The organism is Weizmannia sp. WK01, assembly GCF_025905465.1.
Taxonomy (GTDB): Bacteria; Bacillota; Bacilli; order Bacillales; family Bacillaceae_C; genus Weizmannia; species Weizmannia faecalis.
Window position 1 is genome coordinate 1,135,545 of record NZ_CP109616.1, and the last position, 14,466, is coordinate 1,150,010.

A 14,466-nucleotide genomic window follows, 5' to 3' on the forward strand; every position below is an offset into this window, starting at 1 on the left:
CTGCCCTCTTTGCCTTTCTAATGGTTTCCTGCAGATGGCTGGTCGACAACACTGCCGTTAGCCGTATTGTTTACACTGAGCGCGTTGTTTGTAATGACAAATGCGGAAGTGGAAAGAGAACCGGAGCCGGTAGATGTTTTCGAACTTGTTTTCGGAGAGATGACAGCTGTGTCGCCAAAATGGACAATGCCGCTTCCAACATTATAGATTTGTAAAGGGCCTACAATGGCCGGCATTTTGATCACCTGCTTTCAGGATTAATCTGGCATGACGCTGCTTTCCTCGCTGACGGCAACGGTGCGCGGGGGAACACGGCCGCCAAGCTTCAGAATATTCGGGTCTAGCTGACGGGTATGGTGGACCCTTGATTCAAGGGCGATTGATTTAGTGCTTCCGACTTGCATGACGGTTGAAGTCGACATCCCAATGATCTCTACATTCGAAACTTTTATGACCGGATTTTCTTGGTAAACCTGAAACCGGATTTGTTCTGTTACTGGCGGAATCGGAACGGCCAGGCGGAAAATGGGAAAAGTTTGAAACGGCGCTTCAAATCCGTAGTACAATTCCTGCTGGCGCTGGATCGCAAGGACGGCGGCAGACATCTGGATCCGCTCGGAGTCTCCAACAATGACGTTCGAACCAAATATGACGGTTTTGACCCGGAGCGTATCCACAAAGGAGTTTCTTTGCATCCTGCTATCCCCTCGGCACAAACGGCACGTACGGACTGATAATTAGGGATTCCGGCGGCGTATCGAAGGCCGCTCCCTGCTGAATCGTTTCCGTATCGCCAATGAGGAAAACCGAGGCACTTGAAATCCCGATAATTTGGACATAATCCACACAGATTTCACGGTTTGTGACGTTCAGTTCCATCGCTGGCACCTCCGTTCATTTGCGGCGGCAGATGGGAAATAAAAACTTGTACGGCATGCGCCATATCCGCCTTGATTTGCCCGAGCAATTTGTCAAACCATTCGCCTTCAACGGGTCCGGTTGAATTGAGCTGGTTGATATAATAATCAATGCGCTGTGGAAGTTGGTTTTTCAAGTCATTTTTTATAAAATTATGATATTCTTGATTTAGGCGGACTTTAAATTGCCGCTCATTGTCGGTGATCGTTGTTGGGAGTTCTTTTTCCAAATATTCCATCAGTTTTTCGGTAAGCGCCTGTTTTAAAGCAGCACGGTGTTCATTATTGGCATGGGGGATGCCCTGCGTTTTTGGGATGGCTGCATCCTCTATGCTGGACAGGTCAGACGGATTAATGCCGATATTCAAGGTGCCATCCAGTGTTTCAATTTTTAGCTGATCAAATGCATATTCGATCCGGTCTACCCGGACAGGCGGCCTTGCTTTCAGCTGCTCAATCTCCTCTATGAGGGAGGCAAGCGTCTTTTCCATTTTCGCCAACTTCGTTTCATGGTGTTGAAAGTATTGGTAAAGCTGCCGGAGTTCGGCAAAAAGGTCTGGCATTCAAAAACCCCCTTCTGGCTTAAAGCCCGGCAGTGACCGCCGGCTTGGATCGGAACGAAACAATCAGCCTTGAACTTAAAGCAAAAATCGGCGTGCAGTGTCAATGCTGAACCTGGCGCAGGCTCCGGAAAGACGTGCAGGTTCCGTACACGTGTACATACCAGAAGTCGCTGCCGTCTAAATGTGTCAAGAAAGAACATGCCGGTTTCAGCACACGCGATCTACCCTACATCTGTCCGGAAAGAACATGCCGGCTTCAAACACGACGCCGGGAAAACCGGGTCCGCGCATCCTGCAGCCAGGAATGTATCAAGGCCGCGGCTTTTAGAATGACGCCCGAAACAAAGTGGTGCTTCAAGCCCGAAATGGCGCATAAGCCGGAAAGAACATGCCGGTCATGTTCAGGCATAACGCCGGGAAAACCGAGCCTGCGCTTTCTATCTTGAGCTTGAAGCGGAAGCGCCGGACTGCATCGGAACGGTCACATTCGGATTGTAAGGCTGGTCTGCAGCGGCAGTAGGAGCCGGTTCGGAAAAATTTCCGGTATTATACAAATAAGCTGCCGGCTTGATGATGCCGGACGTGCCAATTTGGAAGACGGAAGAATTGGTAATGCCGCCGATCTTGATCATGCGGATGTGGATGCTTTGTTGCACGTAAAAATTCATCTGTTTTCACCCGTTACAAATTAAAATAGTTTCCCTGGTCAATGGCATCAAAATCATACGTGTTGGTATTGGACTGGTAGTTTGTAATGGACAGGTTTTCACCGGTATTAAAAGATCCCGCCCCGGCAAACGTTTTGGAACTGGCAACCGGCTGAATTAGGAATACGTCACCGACATTAAAGACGCCGCTTGATCCGATGCTGATAATTTGGACGGCGCCGACAAAACCGGGCATGGCGCGCACATCCTTCCTTGGTCAGTGGCAATTGGCTTTTTCATATTTTATTGTATGAAGCAACCGAAAAAAGGGTGATTTATCCGCCTAACAGGCAAAAACAAAAAAGGAGCGTTGCAATGGCTGAATGGGCGCCAATCCGTGAAAAACGGCGGAATCCTGCAATTGACATACTGAGGGGATTTTCCCTTTTTGGCATTCTGATGGTCAATATGCTTTCTTTTCTGTCCCCTTATCTTTATATAAATCCGTATGACTGGTTCAAAGCGGAGGATCGGGCAATCGTGACATGGATTGAGGTATTTTTCCAGTCCAGTTTTTATCCCATTTTTGCGTTTCTTTTCGGATATGGGCTGATGGTGCAAAAACAGCGGGCGGAAAGGGCAGGGGTCGAGGTTTATCAGTTTCTTTTCCGGCGCCTTTCCGTTTTGCTCGTTCTCGGCCTTGCCCATGCATGGCTCATCTGGCCGGGGGACATTTTAGCGGCTTATGCAGTCTTTGGCATGATGCTTTTGCCTTTTCTGAAACTGGGAGGAAAAGTTTTGATGTTTGGCGGGGCTGCGCTCTTTTTTATCCCGCATTTACTCATAAGCTTTTACCTGATGGTGATGGCCATCCGGTCGCCGGACGCTTCACTTTTGTATACCGACTGGCGCAATGCCACCGCTTCATTGCAGGTGTATGCAAACGGGAGCTTTATCGACATTACGAAAAGAAGGTGGCTGGATTGGTATGCGGTATACGGCCCTTCCGGCACATGGCATGCTTTTCTGTCTGTTTTTCCGCTGATAATGGCGGGAGCGGGCGTTTGCAGGGAAGGCTGGCTTACAAAGAGGAGGATTCCGGCAAAAAAATGGCTGCTGTTTTTTTGTTGCTGCTTTGCTTTTGGCCTGTTTTGCAAACTGTTGCCGGTTATTGTCGCCCCCATCCTGCCTTTTCTGTACATCCGGGAGACGATCGGCGGCGTCATCTTAAGCGGTGCTTATGTTGCACTCATTGAGCTCTGTGTGAAGCACCGGCTGGCGGATTTTCTCAGGCCGGTTGCAATGGCCGGGAGGATGTCGCTTTCCAATTACATCAGCCAGTCTGGTTTAGCCTCTTTGATCTTTTACGCCTACGGTCTCGGGCTTTACGGAAAGCTGTCTGTGTCAAGCGGGGTATTGCTTGTTGTTTTGCTTTTTCTTATGCAAGTGCTGGTTTCCGACATTTGGCTGCACCGCTTCCGCTACGGGCCGCTTGAATGGGGCTGGCGGCGACTCAGTTATCGAAATGACAAAAAAGGATGAGGTGTATACGATGAAATTCATGAGCTTTGTTTGGCAAGACCAGGTACAATACGGTGTGCTTTATAATGAAACAACGATTTTAAATTTACGGGTCTTGGATGGTTTTCCGCCATCTTTGCTTGAAGGCATCCGGGCGGGCGAGGCGTTTACCGGCCGTGTCCGGGAAGCATTGAAAAAACCGGAAGCAACCCTTGATGGCGCGCTCGTTCCGCTTCACGAGGTTTCCTGCCTTCCCCCGATTCCGAATCCGGTGAGAAACATGTTGTGTGTCGGCAAAAATTACCGGGAACATGCGATTGAAATGGGGAGCGCGGAAGATATTCCTGAACATATTATTGTGTTTACAAAAGCGACAACAACTGTCAATGCACATGAAGCACCGGTTGATTCACACCGGACGGTTACCCGCGAGTTGGATTACGAAGGGGAGTTGGCCGTCGTGATCGGGAAGGAAGGGAAGCAGATTGCAAAAGAAAATGCCCTTTCCCATGTGTTCGGGTATACCATTTTAAACGATATCACAGCGAGGGATCTTCAACGGAAGCATAAGCAATATTTTATCGGGAAAAGTCTGGACGGATCCTGCCCGGTTGGTCCGTGGATTGTCGATCATTCCGAAATCGAAAATCCGAATGCGCTTGATATCGTGACAAAAGTAAACGGGGAAGTCCGCCAACAGTCCAATACATCCCGCTTCATTTTCCCGGTTGAGGAGATTATATCCGAATTGTCGAAAGGGATGACGCTTTTACCCGGGGATATCATTGCAACGGGCACCCCAGCCGGCGTCGGCAACGGGTTTCATCCGCCGCGTTTCTTGAATCCGGGTGATGAGGTTGAAATTACGGTTGAAAAGGTGGGAACTTTGCGAAACACCATCAAATAAAGTAAGATGGGTATAAGACAGATAAAGAAGCAAAGGAGAAGATCGAACGATGTTAACCCGGACAGATGCGCATGTCACAACATGGGTCATTGCGATCCTTTTGTTTATTTTGGCCTTGTTCCTCCATCGCGCAGGAAAAGAAAAGGCATTTAAAACGGTCCAGATGGTTTTAAGGCTGTTTTACATACTCGTCATCGTCACAGGTGCGCTGCTCTTTTTCCATAACCAGCGCCTCGATCCTGCCCTGTACGGCCTTAAACTGCTTGGCGGGATTCTCGTGATCGGGATGATGGAAATGATTACGCTGCGGCTTTCTAAAAGAAAAAGTACCGGAATTCTCTGGGTTTTGCTGATCATCTTTTTCGCCGCCGTCCTGTATCTTGGGCTGCGCCTGCCGATGGGATGGCATCCTTTTTATTGACGCCCATGCGGTACCGGTGCAATTTTTCAGGATAGGATTTGGAGAGGGGAGGCAAGGGTCGGCTTGCCTCCCTTTTTACATTTTTTTCAAAAGCATGCGCCTTCCGTTACTCCATGTACACTCGAACCACTCGTCCGCTTGTTTGCCCAGCCGGAAATGGTGGTGGACGGATAAAATAGCCTCCCCGTTATCAAACAGCATGAAATTCACGCCTTCTTTTTTCTCCAGGTTGACGAGGCATGACAATACGTTATGACAGTAGATACAATCATAAATAGAAAAGCCTGCCCCGTTTAAGAAAGAGACGAAGCGGTGAAACAGGCCGTCCTCCCACTCTCCGAAGAGCATCTCAAGCGAAAAATTGACCGGCTTCGGAATCCGCAAGCTTGCTTTTTCTTCAAGAAGAAGCATTTCTCCGTCCGACATGACGGTTTGATCTTCTGTTAATATGCCTTTTTTCCAACGCCCGGAATGGAAGATTTCAATTTTTTGGCCAACAAACTCCTCAAGCATCGATGCCTCATCAGATATATCATCAAAAAACACCCATTCTTCATTCAGCTTCTCGATTGAACCGGTTAAAAAAGCGCGGGACTGGCATTCCATGATTTTTAATCTGAACTGTCCGTCCATTTGCGGCCCTCCTTCCCGAGCATCATTTCCTTATTTGTTTTTGACAAGGGGAGGGGTTTTCATACCTTTATAAGCAGAAAGAAAAGGGTCCGGAGCTAGAGATTTTAGCCCGTAAAAATGTTCACTGTTTTGCATCAAGAAACTTTGGTCCGGGGAAATGTACGCCGGTATCGTGCGCGCCTTTTTTAAGCAAAAAGAAAACCGGAAAGGAATGTGCCTTTCCGGTGTGCGCGTCAGCCGTTGATCACGGTGCCGCCGTTTACGTGAATGACTTGCCCGGTCACATAGCTTGAGTCGTCGGACGCAAGATAGACATAGGCAGGTGCCAGTTCGGACGGTTGACCGGGGCGTTTCATCGGGACGTCGGAACCGAATTTTTCAACCTGATCTGCCGTAAAGGTTGACGGGATTAGCGGCGTCCAGATCGGCCCCGGGGCCACGCCGTTCACGCGGATGCCTTTTGATACGAGCGCCTGTGACAAAGAGCGTATGAATGCTGCGATGGCGCCCTTTGTTGCCGAATAATCAAGCAGTTGCGGGCTGCCTTGATAAGCCGTAATCGAAGTCGTGTTAATAATGGAGCTGCCTTCTTTTAAGTGCGGCAGTGCGGCTTTCACCATGAAAAATTGTGAAAAAATATTGGTCCGGAATGTTCTCACAAGCTGTTCTTCCGAGATATCCAGAATGCTTTTTTGCGGGTGTTGTTCGGCCGCATTATTCACCAAAATATCGAGCCGGCCGAATGTGCTGACCACTTTTTCCACTGCGTCCCGGCAATGCTGTTCGTCCCCGATATCGCCCGGGATGATCAGGCATTGGCGCCCCTCTTTTTCCACCAGTTCTTTTGTTTGTTTTGCATCCTCATTTTCATTCAGATAGCAAATGGCGACATGCGCGCCCTCTTTTGCAAAATAAATGGCGACAGATTTTCCGATCCCGGAATCCCCACCGGTAATGAGCGCAATTTTTCCATCTAGTTTGCCGCTTCCTTTGTAGTTGTCTTTTACATTTTTCGGCTGCGGGTTCATTTCCGTTTCAGTGCCGGGCTGCCTGTTCTGGTGCTGGGCGGGTAAAGTTTTCTTGGAAGCATTTTGTTCGTTCGCCATTTTTACCACTCCTCGTTCAATTTTTAAACGGAACGGCAATCCGGAATTTGGATTGACCGGCCATCACCATTAGTCTATACCCGTCCAAAATTTCTATTAACCGGTATACCCGGAAAAAAGTTGGAAGGCGTTATGGCAGCTCATTCAGGAAAAAGACGGATATTGTGCCAGGCCCGGCGTGCGACCCGATCACGGCGCCGATTGTGTTGATCAAGAATTGTTTTGTACCGAAACGTGCTTCAATCAGCTGTTTCATTTCTTCTGCAGCCGTTTCATCATCGCCGTGGCAGATGCCGATCAGCTGGTGTTCAAGGTCTGTGCCGCGTTCTTCCATGATATCGAGCATACGGTGCAACAGTTTTTTCCGCCCGCGGATTTTTTCAATCGGAATCAGCTTCCCGTCCTCTACATCGAGGATCGGTTTAATATTCAGCAAGCCGCCGAAAAATGCGCTTGTTTTCGATAGCCTGCCGCCTCTGGCAAGAAAATCAAGATCGGGGACTGTGAAAATATGCTCCATATGTTTGCTGCGGAATGCGGCATCCCGGATGATTTCCTCTTTTCCTGCCCCGTTTTTCCGTAAATCGGCGGCTGCTTTTACAACGAGGCCGTAACCGATCGAAGCACATTTTGTATCGAGTACCGTTAAATCAAGATTGGGATAGGCTTCTTTCACTTGGTCGGCGATCATGGCCGCCGTTTGGTACGTGCCGGACAGCTCGGACGAAAAAGCCAGGTAAATACCGGTATCTCCTGATTTGGCAAGATCGGTAAAAAGTTTTTCAAAATATTGCGGTGACGGTTGCGACGTTTTTGTACCCACCCCCGCGCGAATCAAGCGGAACACTTCTTTCGGGTCAATGCCGACAAGGTCGTCATAGGATTTGTCCTCTACATACACGGTCAACGGAATCAAGTGTACATGGTTTTCTTTGAAAAAAGACAGCGGCAAGTCGCTGGCACTGTCAGCAAAAATTTGAATGCCCATCGTTTTCACCCTCACAATCAGTTCTGTCTTTAGTTTACCGATTTTCCCCGTTTTGCACAATTTCAAGCAGATGCTTCAAGTGAGGAAAAATGAATCTTGGGGCGCTGCCGAAAAGAAAACCCGTTTCAGGAAGACGATAAGCAAAACCGATGCAGAAGACAACAAGCGAAACCACATGGCAAAGACAGCAAGCAAAACCGCTGCAGAAGGCAACAAGCGAAACTACATGCCAAAGACAACAAGCAAAACCACATAAACAAAAGGAATAGCTGCCGGAAGTCGGCAGCTATTCCAATTTTCCAAGTTCATGCTGCATGTCGCGCAGCTGTGCTTTTTCTGCAAGTGTCGTGTTGGCATATGCACTGGATAAGGCGTTTTTCGCTTTTTGCACCATTTCGTTTTTTTCTTGTTCCGTTCCGAAAGCAGCCGTCTCTTTCGCCAGTTCGACAAATTGCCTGGCCTCTTGAAACAGTCGGTTCGCCATTATAAGATGCCTCCCGAATTGCCTTCTTCGCTCCTGTTCGCTTCTGCTTCGGCCAATGTGGAGTGATACGGGAAACGCTCGCTATACTTTTTCACTGCATCTTTTCCCTGATGGACAAAACGTTTCGATTTGCTGCTTCTGCCCAAACGAAACACCGCCTTTACGGGAAGGGTGCACGGGGTGCCGCGCCCATTTATAGTGTTGGAATTCCCGGCGCTGATTATGCGTTTTTCAGGAGATGGCTTTCAAATTCAGCGCTTCTTCAAGAAAAAGGCCAATGCCGTCTTCCGTATTGGAAAGGGTGATTTCATTTGCGATTGCTTTTAAGGCCGGAATGGCATTTCCCATCGCAACCCCCGTCCCCGCGTATTCAATCATTTCCAGGTCGTTGTCTTCATCCCCGAAGGCAATGATCCGTTCTTTCGGTATTCCGTAGGCGTCGGCGACTTTTTTCACGCCGGCCGCTTTATTCAGCCCGGCTTTAATGATCTCGATGATGTGCCACGGTGCCCCCCAGCGCCTGTGGTCGATCACTTCGGCATGGACATCGCTTAAGTAGCTGCGGATCAACGGCACGTCTTCCTTTGCTGCATGGATCAGCATGGACGTCGGCTCGTCTTTTAAAAAGCGCATTAAATTTCCGGTTGTGACATGCGGGTTTCCAATTTGAAAAATATTGAGCAGTTTTTCGTCGTGATAATGGAGGTACACCTCATCTTTCACTTCTGCTACAATATTATACAGCCGGAAATCGCCGCATGTTTCAACGATCGATTTTGCTACTTGAAGCGGCATCGGTTCATGATAGATGCCAAAGCCCGTATTTTTCGGATGGTGGACAAAAGCGCCGTTAAAATTGACAATCGGCGTATCGAGTCCAAGTTCTTCATAATACGGCTGGCTGGAGCGGAAAGGGCGGCCGGTAGAGATGATGACCTTATGGCCGGCTTTGATTGTTTTTTGCAGAACGGATTTTGTTTTCGGGGAGATGGTCTTTTCATCATTTAACAATGTGCCGTCAAGATCCAATGCAATTAAATAAGGTTGAGGCATTTGAATTTCTCCTTTTTCTCGAAATGATTCAGTTTACATGCAATTTTCGTGATGATCCATTATACTAAATAATATAACATTTTCCCAGCTTAAAAACCTGCTGTAAAGCATTTTTATCTTGCATACCGTTTTGTTATGATAGTTACGGAGGAGGTTTGAAAACCATGGATGAAGCATTGAAAGAAAACATTATGGGCGCGCTTGAACAAGTGATTGACCCGGAAATTGGCATAGATATTGTAAACCTCGGGCTTGTGTATGATCTCGACCTAGATGAGGAAGGCTGCCTGACGGTGACCATGACCCTGACCGCAATGGGCTGCCCGCTCGCGGGAATTCTCGTTGACCAGGTGCAAATGGCGGTACAGGACATTCCTGAAGTGAAGGACACCCATGTCAATATCGTCTGGAACCCGCCGTGGACAAAAGACCGCATGTCGCGTTATGCCAAAATTGCGCTCGGAATTAACTGATTAAACAGCCCCCTCTTCGCCGTTGTATTTTTTGGCTGGCAAAAATAAGCGCTCATGCTTTAACAAGATCAGCCCAAACTAATGCTGACGATAAAAAAAGGGGGCGTTACTTTGGGGCAAAGCAACCTGTTTCACCCCGGAAGCAAAGCACCGAATAATGGGGTTTATGTAGAAGTTGGCGAAAATGGCGACCCGGTCGTAAACCCGAAAAGCGCCCATCTCCACAGAGGCGACCGCTTTCCGGAAACAACGAACGATGCCCGCCATTGGAGGCGCAAACGCAAACCTTAAAATCAAAACGGGGAGAAATCCCCGTTTTTTTGCTGCCGTCAAAGGAAAAACGGTAAAATAAGGACAGGTGCCCGCGCCGCGTTAAACGGTACGCGCCATTCGGAGGTGGAATGGATGGATATCAACCGCATGACTTTTACGGTACAGGAAGGGTTGGCGGAAGCCCAGCAGCTGGCCGCTCAAAAACATCACCCGGAACTCGATATTGCCCATTTATGGAAAACGTTAATGGAAAAGCCGGACAGCCTGCTTCCTGAGATATATAACGGCCTTGGCTTAAGCAAGGAAGAAATTGGAAAAATTGCAGATGGGATTCTCGCGAAAAAGCCGGAAGTGACCGGGCAAAGCGCGCCGTATTTGTCTGCGGCGCTGATCGAGCTGTTCAGACTCGCGGAAGAAGAAATGCGCGCGCTCCAGGACGAGTACATTTCGGTTGAACATCTGGCCCTTGCTGTCATGGATGTCGAACACGATGACCTGTCCCGGTATTTGAAAAGCAGGATCACGAAACAGCAACTGCTTCAGGTGATCAAAAACATAAGGGGGAATCAAAAAGTGGCCTCGCAAAACCCGGAAGCAACCTACAATGTTTTAAAAAAATACGGCACTGACCTTGTTGAAGCCGTTAAAGCCGGAAAAATCGACCCTGTTATCGGCCGGGATGCGGAAATCCGGAACGTCATCCGGATTTTATCACGGAAAACGAAAAACAACCCTGTTCTGATCGGCGAACCCGGCGTTGGGAAAACGGCCATTGTCGAGGGGCTTGCCCAGCGGATCGTCAGGAAAGATGTCCCGGAAGGCTTAAAAGACAAAACGATTTTTTCACTCGACCTCGGGGCGCTTGTTGCAGGCGCCAAGTTCAGGGGGGAATTTGAAGAACGGCTGAAGGCGGTATTGCAGGAAATTAAAAAAAGCAACGGGCAGATTTTGCTGTTTATCGATGAACTGCACACGATTGTCGGCGCCGGCAAAACAGAAGGGGCAATGGATGCCGGCAATATGCTGAAGCCAATGCTTGCCCGTGGTGAACTGCACTGCATCGGCGCGACGACCCTGAACGAATATCGGCAGTATATTGAAAAAGATGCGGCCCTCGAACGCCGTTTCCAGCAAGTGCTCGTCCAGGAGCCGGATGTGGAGGATACGATTTCGATTTTAAGAGGGTTAAGGGAACGTTTTGAAATCCACCACGGCGTCCGCATCCATGACAAAGCGCTTGTCGCTGCAGCAACATTATCAAACCGTTATATTACCGACCGTTTTTTGCCGGATAAGGCGATCGATCTTGTCGATGAAGCCTGCGCAAACATCCGTGTTGAAATGGATTCTATGCCGACGGAACTCGATGAAGTGACAAGGCGTGTCATGCAGCTGGAAATTGAAGAAGCCGCTTTGCAAAAAGAAACGGATGAAGCAAGCAAAGCCCGCCTTGGCATTTTGCAAAAAGAGCTTGCCAATTTGAAAGAAGAAGCGAACCGGATGCGCGCCAAATGGCAGGCTGAAAAAGCGGAATTGCAAAAAGTACAGGAAAAACGGGAATTGCTTGAAAAATACCGGCGCGATCTTGAAGAAGCGGAAAACCGGTATGATTTGAACAAAGCGGCTGAACTTCGGCATGGCAGGATTCCGGCCGTTGAAAAAGAATTAAAACAGCTCGAACAGCAAATGGCGGAAAAAGAAGGCAGCGGGCGGATTTTGCGCGAAGAAGTCACAGAAGAAGAAATTGCAGCGATTGTCGCGCGCTGGACAGGGATCCCTGTGGCAAAACTTGTGCAAAGCGAACGCGAAAAACTGCTAAAGCTGGAAAGCATTTTACATGAACGCGTCATCGGCCAGGATGAAGCTGTCCGCCTTGTCAGCGACGCGGTTCTAAGAGCCAGAGCCGGCATGAAAGACCCGAACCGCCCGATCGGATCCTTTATTTTTCTCGGCCCTACCGGCGTTGGGAAGACAGAACTTGCCAAAGCACTGGCACAGCATTTATTTGACGATGAAAATCATATGATCCGAATCGACATGAGTGAATATATGGAAAAATTTGCGGTCTCGCGGCTGATCGGGGCGCCACCGGGATATGTCGGCTATGAAGAAGGCGGCCAGCTCACTGAAGCGGTGCGGCGGAAACCGTATTCCGTCATTTTGCTGGATGAAATTGAAAAAGCCCACCCGGAAGTGTTCAATATCTTGCTCCAGGTGCTCGATGACGGCCGTATCACTGATTCACAGGGACGGACGGTTGATTTTAAAAATGCGATCGTGATCATGACGTCAAATATCGGGTCGTCCTATTTGCTCGATATCAAAGGCGATGACATCAGCGAAGAGACGAAAAATGCGGTGATGGCACAGTTGCACGCGTCGTTCCGGCCCGAATTTTTAAACCGGATTGACGATATCATCTTATTCAAGCCGCTCACGCTGGAAAATATGATGGGCATCGTGGATAAAATGATGCACGAATTGGCTGCACGCCTCGCTGAACAATCGGTCGGGCTTCAGCTGTCCGATGAGGCGAAAAAATGGATTGCGGAATCGGCCTATGATCCGGTGTACGGGGCACGGCCGTTGAAAAGGTTTATCCAGCATCAAATTGAAACGAGGCTTGCAAAAGAAATCATTGCGGGAAAGGTGAAGCCGCATCAAACCGTCACGCTTGATGTGAAAGACGGCGCGCTTCAAGTGACAACCGAATCATGATGAAAAAACCGGGAGGCACTTTGAATCAGCGCCTCCCGATTTCCGGTGAGGGGTGTTTTGATTTAATGTTCGGGACTTGTGTTTTTCGGCAATGCTGCATTGACAATAAATGCAGCAGCGGAAATGACAAGCGACATAATGGCCATCGTTTTCATGCTGTAATGCGAGTTTGACATGGCACTGCCAACGTAGCCGAGCATTTGGCTCAGTAAAAACACCCAAAAAATCGTTACGATGTATTTCATACTTTCACCCCGATTGAAAAACACTTTTTAAATCACCCTTTATCTTATCACAGCCGCAGTCATTGGAAAAGGGGAACCCGGTTGCCGCGGATGAAATTTTTCCCGAAGGCTGGAACGAAAAATGGGCACAGCGGCCTTTTGTCCGTTTTGGATCGTCCGGAAGTATCTTTACGGCGGGAAAAGCATATGCTTGAATAAAGATGAATGGAGGGCCGGCCATGAATCAAGCACTTGTCATTGGTGCCGGGGCGTTCTTCGGATTTGAGCTGTGCAAGGCACTGCTTGATGCGGGGTATCCGGTTATAGCGGCTGATCAAGAAACGGATCCCGGGTTTTTGTTGGAAGAAAGATGGATGGAAATCGGAAGAAATGCCAATTTGGATTACCAGCCTCTGAGCCGGTTGTCGCCGGAAAAATGCACATGCTGTATTCCGGTATACGATTATTATGTCCGGGATGCCCGTGAAGATTTACAAGATGCATGCCGCTTTTTAGAACCGTTTAAAGCGCAAATCGAACGTGTGGCACTCATTCTTCCAAACCATCTGGCGGTTGCGGAACAGGCAGAATGGGTTCCCGGCGTGCTTGGCGATTGCGCACGCATTACCTTTTTTGTTCCGGCACTGTTCGGCCCCGGTCAGCCCGGGAGCCTTGCTTTTTCCCAAATGATTAACGGGAATACGGAACCGGACTTGAAATATGACGACCGCGATGCCCTTTTTGCAGCAGATGCCGCAGTGGCCATTGTCTCCGAGCTTGAAAAAGGGGAAACGGGGAAAGCCTTTTATTTAAAAAGCCCTGACGGAAACGGATGGGAGCCTGTCGCCCGGTTTTTAACGCAGGATACAGGCAGCCCCACGCTTCCTTCGTGCAGGCTTGAGGCAAAAGGTGAACTGGAACCGATGATCGTCCGGCCGTCCGTTTCCTGGCAGGCCGCGATTCAACAGCAAATCGCCTGTCAACGGAAGAACAGCTAAAGAACGCTAATCTTCCTTTTCAAAATGGGAAAGCCACTTTTCAAAAACCGGCGTGATTTTCCGGAACAACGGCTTAAACTCCTCGAAAATGCCAACGACTTTGTCAGCTTGATCCAGCAACGCTTCCATGTCCACATTGCGGAAAAAAGAAAGGTCAAACAAGCCGCCGTTTATTTCTTCATCTGCTTCTTCCTGTCCGGTCCCGGGCGGCTCTTGCCGCTTTTGCGGGAAAAACATCCGGTCAAAAGGGTGGATTTTTTCATGTTCTTCCATTTTTTCACTTCCTTTCCTTCTTTTTTGCCAGGATGAGGGCGGTCCGGATCTATGATCAGCATATGAGAGAAAAACTGAATCGGCTTGCATCAATGGCCCGGATCTTAAAGCGGGAGGAAAACAAGCACCATGCGATCCGCGCGGCTCCGCCCTATTGGTAGCACGTTTTTTCATCCCGCCATTGTGGGCATGGCCCGTATTTTCTTCTATTCGTGACAAGCAAACAGGGCTTTGTTATAATTAGGAGCAGGTCATAATATTGTGCGA

Annotated in this window: 22 protein-coding genes; 8 read left to right on the top strand and 14 right to left on the bottom strand. The window is 48.8% G+C overall.

Annotation, left to right across the window (positions count from 1 at the left end; genetic code table 11):
- Nucleotides 1-17: 17 nt before the first annotated feature.
- The 6 genes from OF158_RS05095 to OF158_RS05120 form a co-directional block, all read right to left on the bottom strand.
- Entirely contained in the window at nucleotides 18-236 is a 219-nt protein-coding gene (locus OF158_RS05095; protein WP_035182064.1) for a spore germination protein, read from the bottom strand.
- Between the two features lie 21 nt (nucleotides 237-257).
- Nucleotides 258-695, bottom strand: coding sequence for a spore germination protein GerPE (locus OF158_RS05100; RefSeq protein ID WP_014095761.1), 438 nt, complete (start codon nucleotides 693-695; stop codon nucleotides 258-260).
- A gap of 4 nt (nucleotides 696-699) precedes the next feature.
- The gene (locus OF158_RS05105) at nucleotides 700-879 is read right to left on the bottom strand and encodes a hypothetical protein (protein ID WP_014095760.1); all 180 of its coding nucleotides are present in this window, start codon (nucleotides 877-879) and stop codon (nucleotides 700-702) included.
- Nucleotides 854-1,480: a spore germination protein GerPC gene (locus OF158_RS05110; protein WP_014095759.1), complete on the bottom strand. Its 627-nt coding sequence runs from the start codon at nucleotides 1,478-1,480 to the stop codon at nucleotides 854-856. The genes OF158_RS05105 and OF158_RS05110 overlap by 26 nt, the downstream gene beginning before the upstream one ends.
- Before the next feature lie 437 nt (nucleotides 1,481-1,917).
- Nucleotides 1,918-2,148: a spore germination protein GerPB gene (locus OF158_RS05115; protein WP_035182062.1), complete on the bottom strand. Its 231-nt coding sequence runs from the start codon at nucleotides 2,146-2,148 to the stop codon at nucleotides 1,918-1,920.
- Between the two features lie 13 nt (nucleotides 2,149-2,161).
- A complete protein-coding gene (locus tag OF158_RS05120) occupies nucleotides 2,162-2,383 on the bottom strand; it encodes a spore germination protein (protein ID WP_013858760.1) in 222 nt (73 codons plus the stop codon).
- A 119-nt stretch (nucleotides 2,384-2,502) separates the two neighbouring features.
- Here OF158_RS05120 and OF158_RS05125 point away from each other — a divergent pair, with 119 nt between their 5' ends.
- The 3 genes from OF158_RS05125 to OF158_RS05135 are packed head-to-tail and all read left to right on the top strand — an operon-like array spanning nucleotide 2,503 to nucleotide 4,976.
- Complete coding sequence (locus OF158_RS05125) at nucleotides 2,503-3,669, top strand: DUF418 domain-containing protein (RefSeq protein ID WP_026683751.1); 1,167 nt, start codon at nucleotides 2,503-2,505, stop codon at nucleotides 3,667-3,669.
- Nucleotides 3,670-3,679: 10 nt separating this feature from the next.
- Nucleotides 3,680-4,555 (top strand): fumarylacetoacetate hydrolase family protein, encoded by an 876-nt coding sequence (locus tag OF158_RS05130; RefSeq protein WP_014095757.1) that lies wholly within the window; start codon nucleotides 3,680-3,682, stop codon nucleotides 4,553-4,555.
- A 49-nt stretch (nucleotides 4,556-4,604) separates the two neighbouring features.
- Complete coding sequence (locus tag OF158_RS05135) at nucleotides 4,605-4,976, top strand: YisL family protein (protein ID WP_014095756.1); 372 nt, start codon at nucleotides 4,605-4,607, stop codon at nucleotides 4,974-4,976.
- 75 nt (nucleotides 4,977-5,051) lie between these two features.
- Here OF158_RS05135 and OF158_RS05140 read toward each other — a convergent pair whose 3' ends face one another.
- The 3 genes from OF158_RS05140 to OF158_RS05150 all read right to left on the bottom strand — a co-directional run bounded on the left by OF158_RS05140 (nucleotide 5,052) and on the right by OF158_RS05150 (nucleotide 7,703).
- Nucleotides 5,052-5,609 carry a DUF2777 domain-containing protein gene (locus OF158_RS05140; protein ID WP_017550195.1) on the bottom strand — a complete coding sequence of 186 codons (558 nt, stop codon included), beginning with the start codon at nucleotides 5,607-5,609 and terminating at the stop codon, nucleotides 5,052-5,054.
- A 233-nt stretch (nucleotides 5,610-5,842) separates the two neighbouring features.
- On the bottom strand, nucleotides 5,843-6,715 hold the full coding sequence (locus OF158_RS05145) for an SDR family oxidoreductase (RefSeq protein WP_014095754.1): 873 nt from the start codon (nucleotides 6,713-6,715) through the stop codon (nucleotides 5,843-5,845).
- 130 nt (nucleotides 6,716-6,845) lie between these two features.
- Nucleotides 6,846-7,703: a DegV family protein gene (locus OF158_RS05150; RefSeq protein ID WP_014095753.1), complete on the bottom strand. Its 858-nt coding sequence runs from the start codon at nucleotides 7,701-7,703 to the stop codon at nucleotides 6,846-6,848.
- A 79-nt stretch (nucleotides 7,704-7,782) separates the two neighbouring features.
- Here OF158_RS05150 and OF158_RS05155 point away from each other — a divergent pair, with 79 nt between their 5' ends.
- The gene (locus OF158_RS05155; protein ID WP_155375940.1) at nucleotides 7,783-7,959 is read left to right on the top strand and encodes a hypothetical protein; all 177 of its coding nucleotides are present in this window, start codon (nucleotides 7,783-7,785) and stop codon (nucleotides 7,957-7,959) included.
- Between the two features lie 30 nt (nucleotides 7,960-7,989).
- Here OF158_RS05155 and OF158_RS05160 read toward each other — a convergent pair whose 3' ends face one another.
- The 3 genes from OF158_RS05160 to OF158_RS05170 all read right to left on the bottom strand — a co-directional run bounded on the left by OF158_RS05160 (nucleotide 7,990) and on the right by OF158_RS05170 (nucleotide 9,240).
- Nucleotides 7,990-8,187, bottom strand: a complete 198-nt coding sequence (locus OF158_RS05160; RefSeq protein WP_014095752.1) for a DUF3813 domain-containing protein — start codon at nucleotides 8,185-8,187, stop codon at nucleotides 7,990-7,992.
- Entirely contained in the window at nucleotides 8,187-8,333 is a 147-nt protein-coding gene (locus OF158_RS05165; protein WP_017550193.1) for a hypothetical protein, read from the bottom strand. Before OF158_RS05165 ends, OF158_RS05160 begins: the two co-directional genes overlap by 1 nt.
- Before the next feature lie 85 nt (nucleotides 8,334-8,418).
- A complete protein-coding gene (locus OF158_RS05170) occupies nucleotides 8,419-9,240 on the bottom strand; it encodes a Cof-type HAD-IIB family hydrolase (RefSeq protein WP_014095751.1) in 822 nt (273 codons plus the stop codon).
- A 164-nt stretch (nucleotides 9,241-9,404) separates the two neighbouring features.
- On the opposite strand from OF158_RS05170, the gene OF158_RS05175 reads away from it, so the two are divergent.
- From OF158_RS05175 to clpB, 3 genes are all read left to right on the top strand, one after another.
- The gene (locus tag OF158_RS05175; protein WP_014095750.1) at nucleotides 9,405-9,713 is read left to right on the top strand and encodes a metal-sulfur cluster assembly factor; all 309 of its coding nucleotides are present in this window, start codon (nucleotides 9,405-9,407) and stop codon (nucleotides 9,711-9,713) included.
- A gap of 111 nt (nucleotides 9,714-9,824) precedes the next feature.
- Nucleotides 9,825-10,004 carry a YjzC family protein gene (locus tag OF158_RS05180; protein ID WP_017550192.1) on the top strand — a complete coding sequence of 60 codons (180 nt, stop codon included), beginning with the start codon at nucleotides 9,825-9,827 and terminating at the stop codon, nucleotides 10,002-10,004.
- A 114-nt stretch (nucleotides 10,005-10,118) separates the two neighbouring features.
- Entirely contained in the window at nucleotides 10,119-12,704 is a 2,586-nt protein-coding gene (gene clpB / locus OF158_RS05185) for an ATP-dependent chaperone ClpB (RefSeq protein WP_035182059.1), read from the top strand.
- Between the two features lie 62 nt (nucleotides 12,705-12,766).
- Here clpB and OF158_RS05190 read toward each other — a convergent pair whose 3' ends face one another.
- Nucleotides 12,767-12,949: a YjzD family protein gene (locus OF158_RS05190; protein ID WP_017550190.1), complete on the bottom strand. Its 183-nt coding sequence runs from the start codon at nucleotides 12,947-12,949 to the stop codon at nucleotides 12,767-12,769.
- 218 nt (nucleotides 12,950-13,167) lie between these two features.
- Between OF158_RS05190 and OF158_RS05195 the strand changes: the two genes are divergently transcribed.
- Nucleotides 13,168-13,926: a Rossmann-fold NAD(P)-binding domain-containing protein gene (locus tag OF158_RS05195; protein WP_026683755.1), complete on the top strand. Its 759-nt coding sequence runs from the start codon at nucleotides 13,168-13,170 to the stop codon at nucleotides 13,924-13,926.
- A 6-nt stretch (nucleotides 13,927-13,932) separates the two neighbouring features.
- Here the strand turns inward: OF158_RS05195 and OF158_RS05200 are convergent, their stop codons facing one another.
- Nucleotides 13,933-14,199, bottom strand: a complete 267-nt coding sequence (locus OF158_RS05200) for a hypothetical protein (protein WP_014095745.1) — start codon at nucleotides 14,197-14,199, stop codon at nucleotides 13,933-13,935.
- Between the last annotated feature and the right edge of the window lie 267 nt (nucleotides 14,200-14,466).

Excerpts from the sequence above, each read along its gene's own strand:
- OF158_RS05140 (WP_017550195.1), bottom strand. The coding sequence starts at position 5,609 with ATGGACGGACAGTTCAGATTAAAAATCATGGAATGCCAGTCCCGCGCT.
- OF158_RS05125 (WP_026683751.1), top strand. The coding sequence starts at position 2,503 with ATGGCTGAATGGGCGCCAATCCGTGAAAAACGGCGGAATCCTGCAATT.
- OF158_RS05110 (WP_014095759.1), bottom strand. The coding sequence starts at position 1,480 with ATGCCAGACCTTTTTGCCGAACTCCGGCAGCTTTACCAATACTTTCAA.
- OF158_RS05160 (WP_014095752.1), bottom strand. The coding sequence starts at position 8,187 with ATGGCGAACCGACTGTTTCAAGAGGCCAGGCAATTTGTCGAACTGGCG.
- OF158_RS05145 (WP_014095754.1), bottom strand. The coding sequence starts at position 6,715 with ATGGCGAACGAACAAAATGCTTCCAAGAAAACTTTACCCGCCCAGCAC.
- OF158_RS05175 (WP_014095750.1), top strand. The coding sequence starts at position 9,405 with ATGGATGAAGCATTGAAAGAAAACATTATGGGCGCGCTTGAACAAGTG.
- OF158_RS05115 (WP_035182062.1), bottom strand. The coding sequence starts at position 2,148 with ATGAATTTTTACGTGCAACAAAGCATCCACATCCGCATGATCAAGATC.
- OF158_RS05150 (WP_014095753.1), bottom strand. The coding sequence starts at position 7,703 with ATGGGCATTCAAATTTTTGCTGACAGTGCCAGCGACTTGCCGCTGTCT.
- OF158_RS05170 (WP_014095751.1), bottom strand. The coding sequence starts at position 9,240 with ATGCCTCAACCTTATTTAATTGCATTGGATCTTGACGGCACATTGTTA.
- OF158_RS05200 (WP_014095745.1), bottom strand. The coding sequence starts at position 14,199 with ATGGAAGAACATGAAAAAATCCACCCTTTTGACCGGATGTTTTTCCCG.
- OF158_RS05120 (WP_013858760.1), bottom strand. The coding sequence starts at position 2,383 with ATGCCCGGTTTTGTCGGCGCCGTCCAAATTATCAGCATCGGATCAAGC.
- OF158_RS05195 (WP_026683755.1), top strand. The coding sequence starts at position 13,168 with ATGAATCAAGCACTTGTCATTGGTGCCGGGGCGTTCTTCGGATTTGAG.
- clpB (WP_035182059.1), top strand. The coding sequence starts at position 10,119 with ATGGATATCAACCGCATGACTTTTACGGTACAGGAAGGGTTGGCGGAA.
- OF158_RS05095 (WP_035182064.1), bottom strand. The coding sequence starts at position 236 with ATGCCGGCCATTGTAGGCCCTTTACAAATCTATAATGTTGGAAGCGGC.
- OF158_RS05130 (WP_014095757.1), top strand. The coding sequence starts at position 3,680 with ATGAAATTCATGAGCTTTGTTTGGCAAGACCAGGTACAATACGGTGTG.
- OF158_RS05190 (WP_017550190.1), bottom strand. The coding sequence starts at position 12,949 with ATGAAATACATCGTAACGATTTTTTGGGTGTTTTTACTGAGCCAAATG.
- OF158_RS05135 (WP_014095756.1), top strand. The coding sequence starts at position 4,605 with ATGTTAACCCGGACAGATGCGCATGTCACAACATGGGTCATTGCGATC.
- OF158_RS05105 (WP_014095760.1), bottom strand. The coding sequence starts at position 879 with ATGGAACTGAACGTCACAAACCGTGAAATCTGTGTGGATTATGTCCAA.
- OF158_RS05100 (WP_014095761.1), bottom strand. The coding sequence starts at position 695 with ATGCAAAGAAACTCCTTTGTGGATACGCTCCGGGTCAAAACCGTCATA.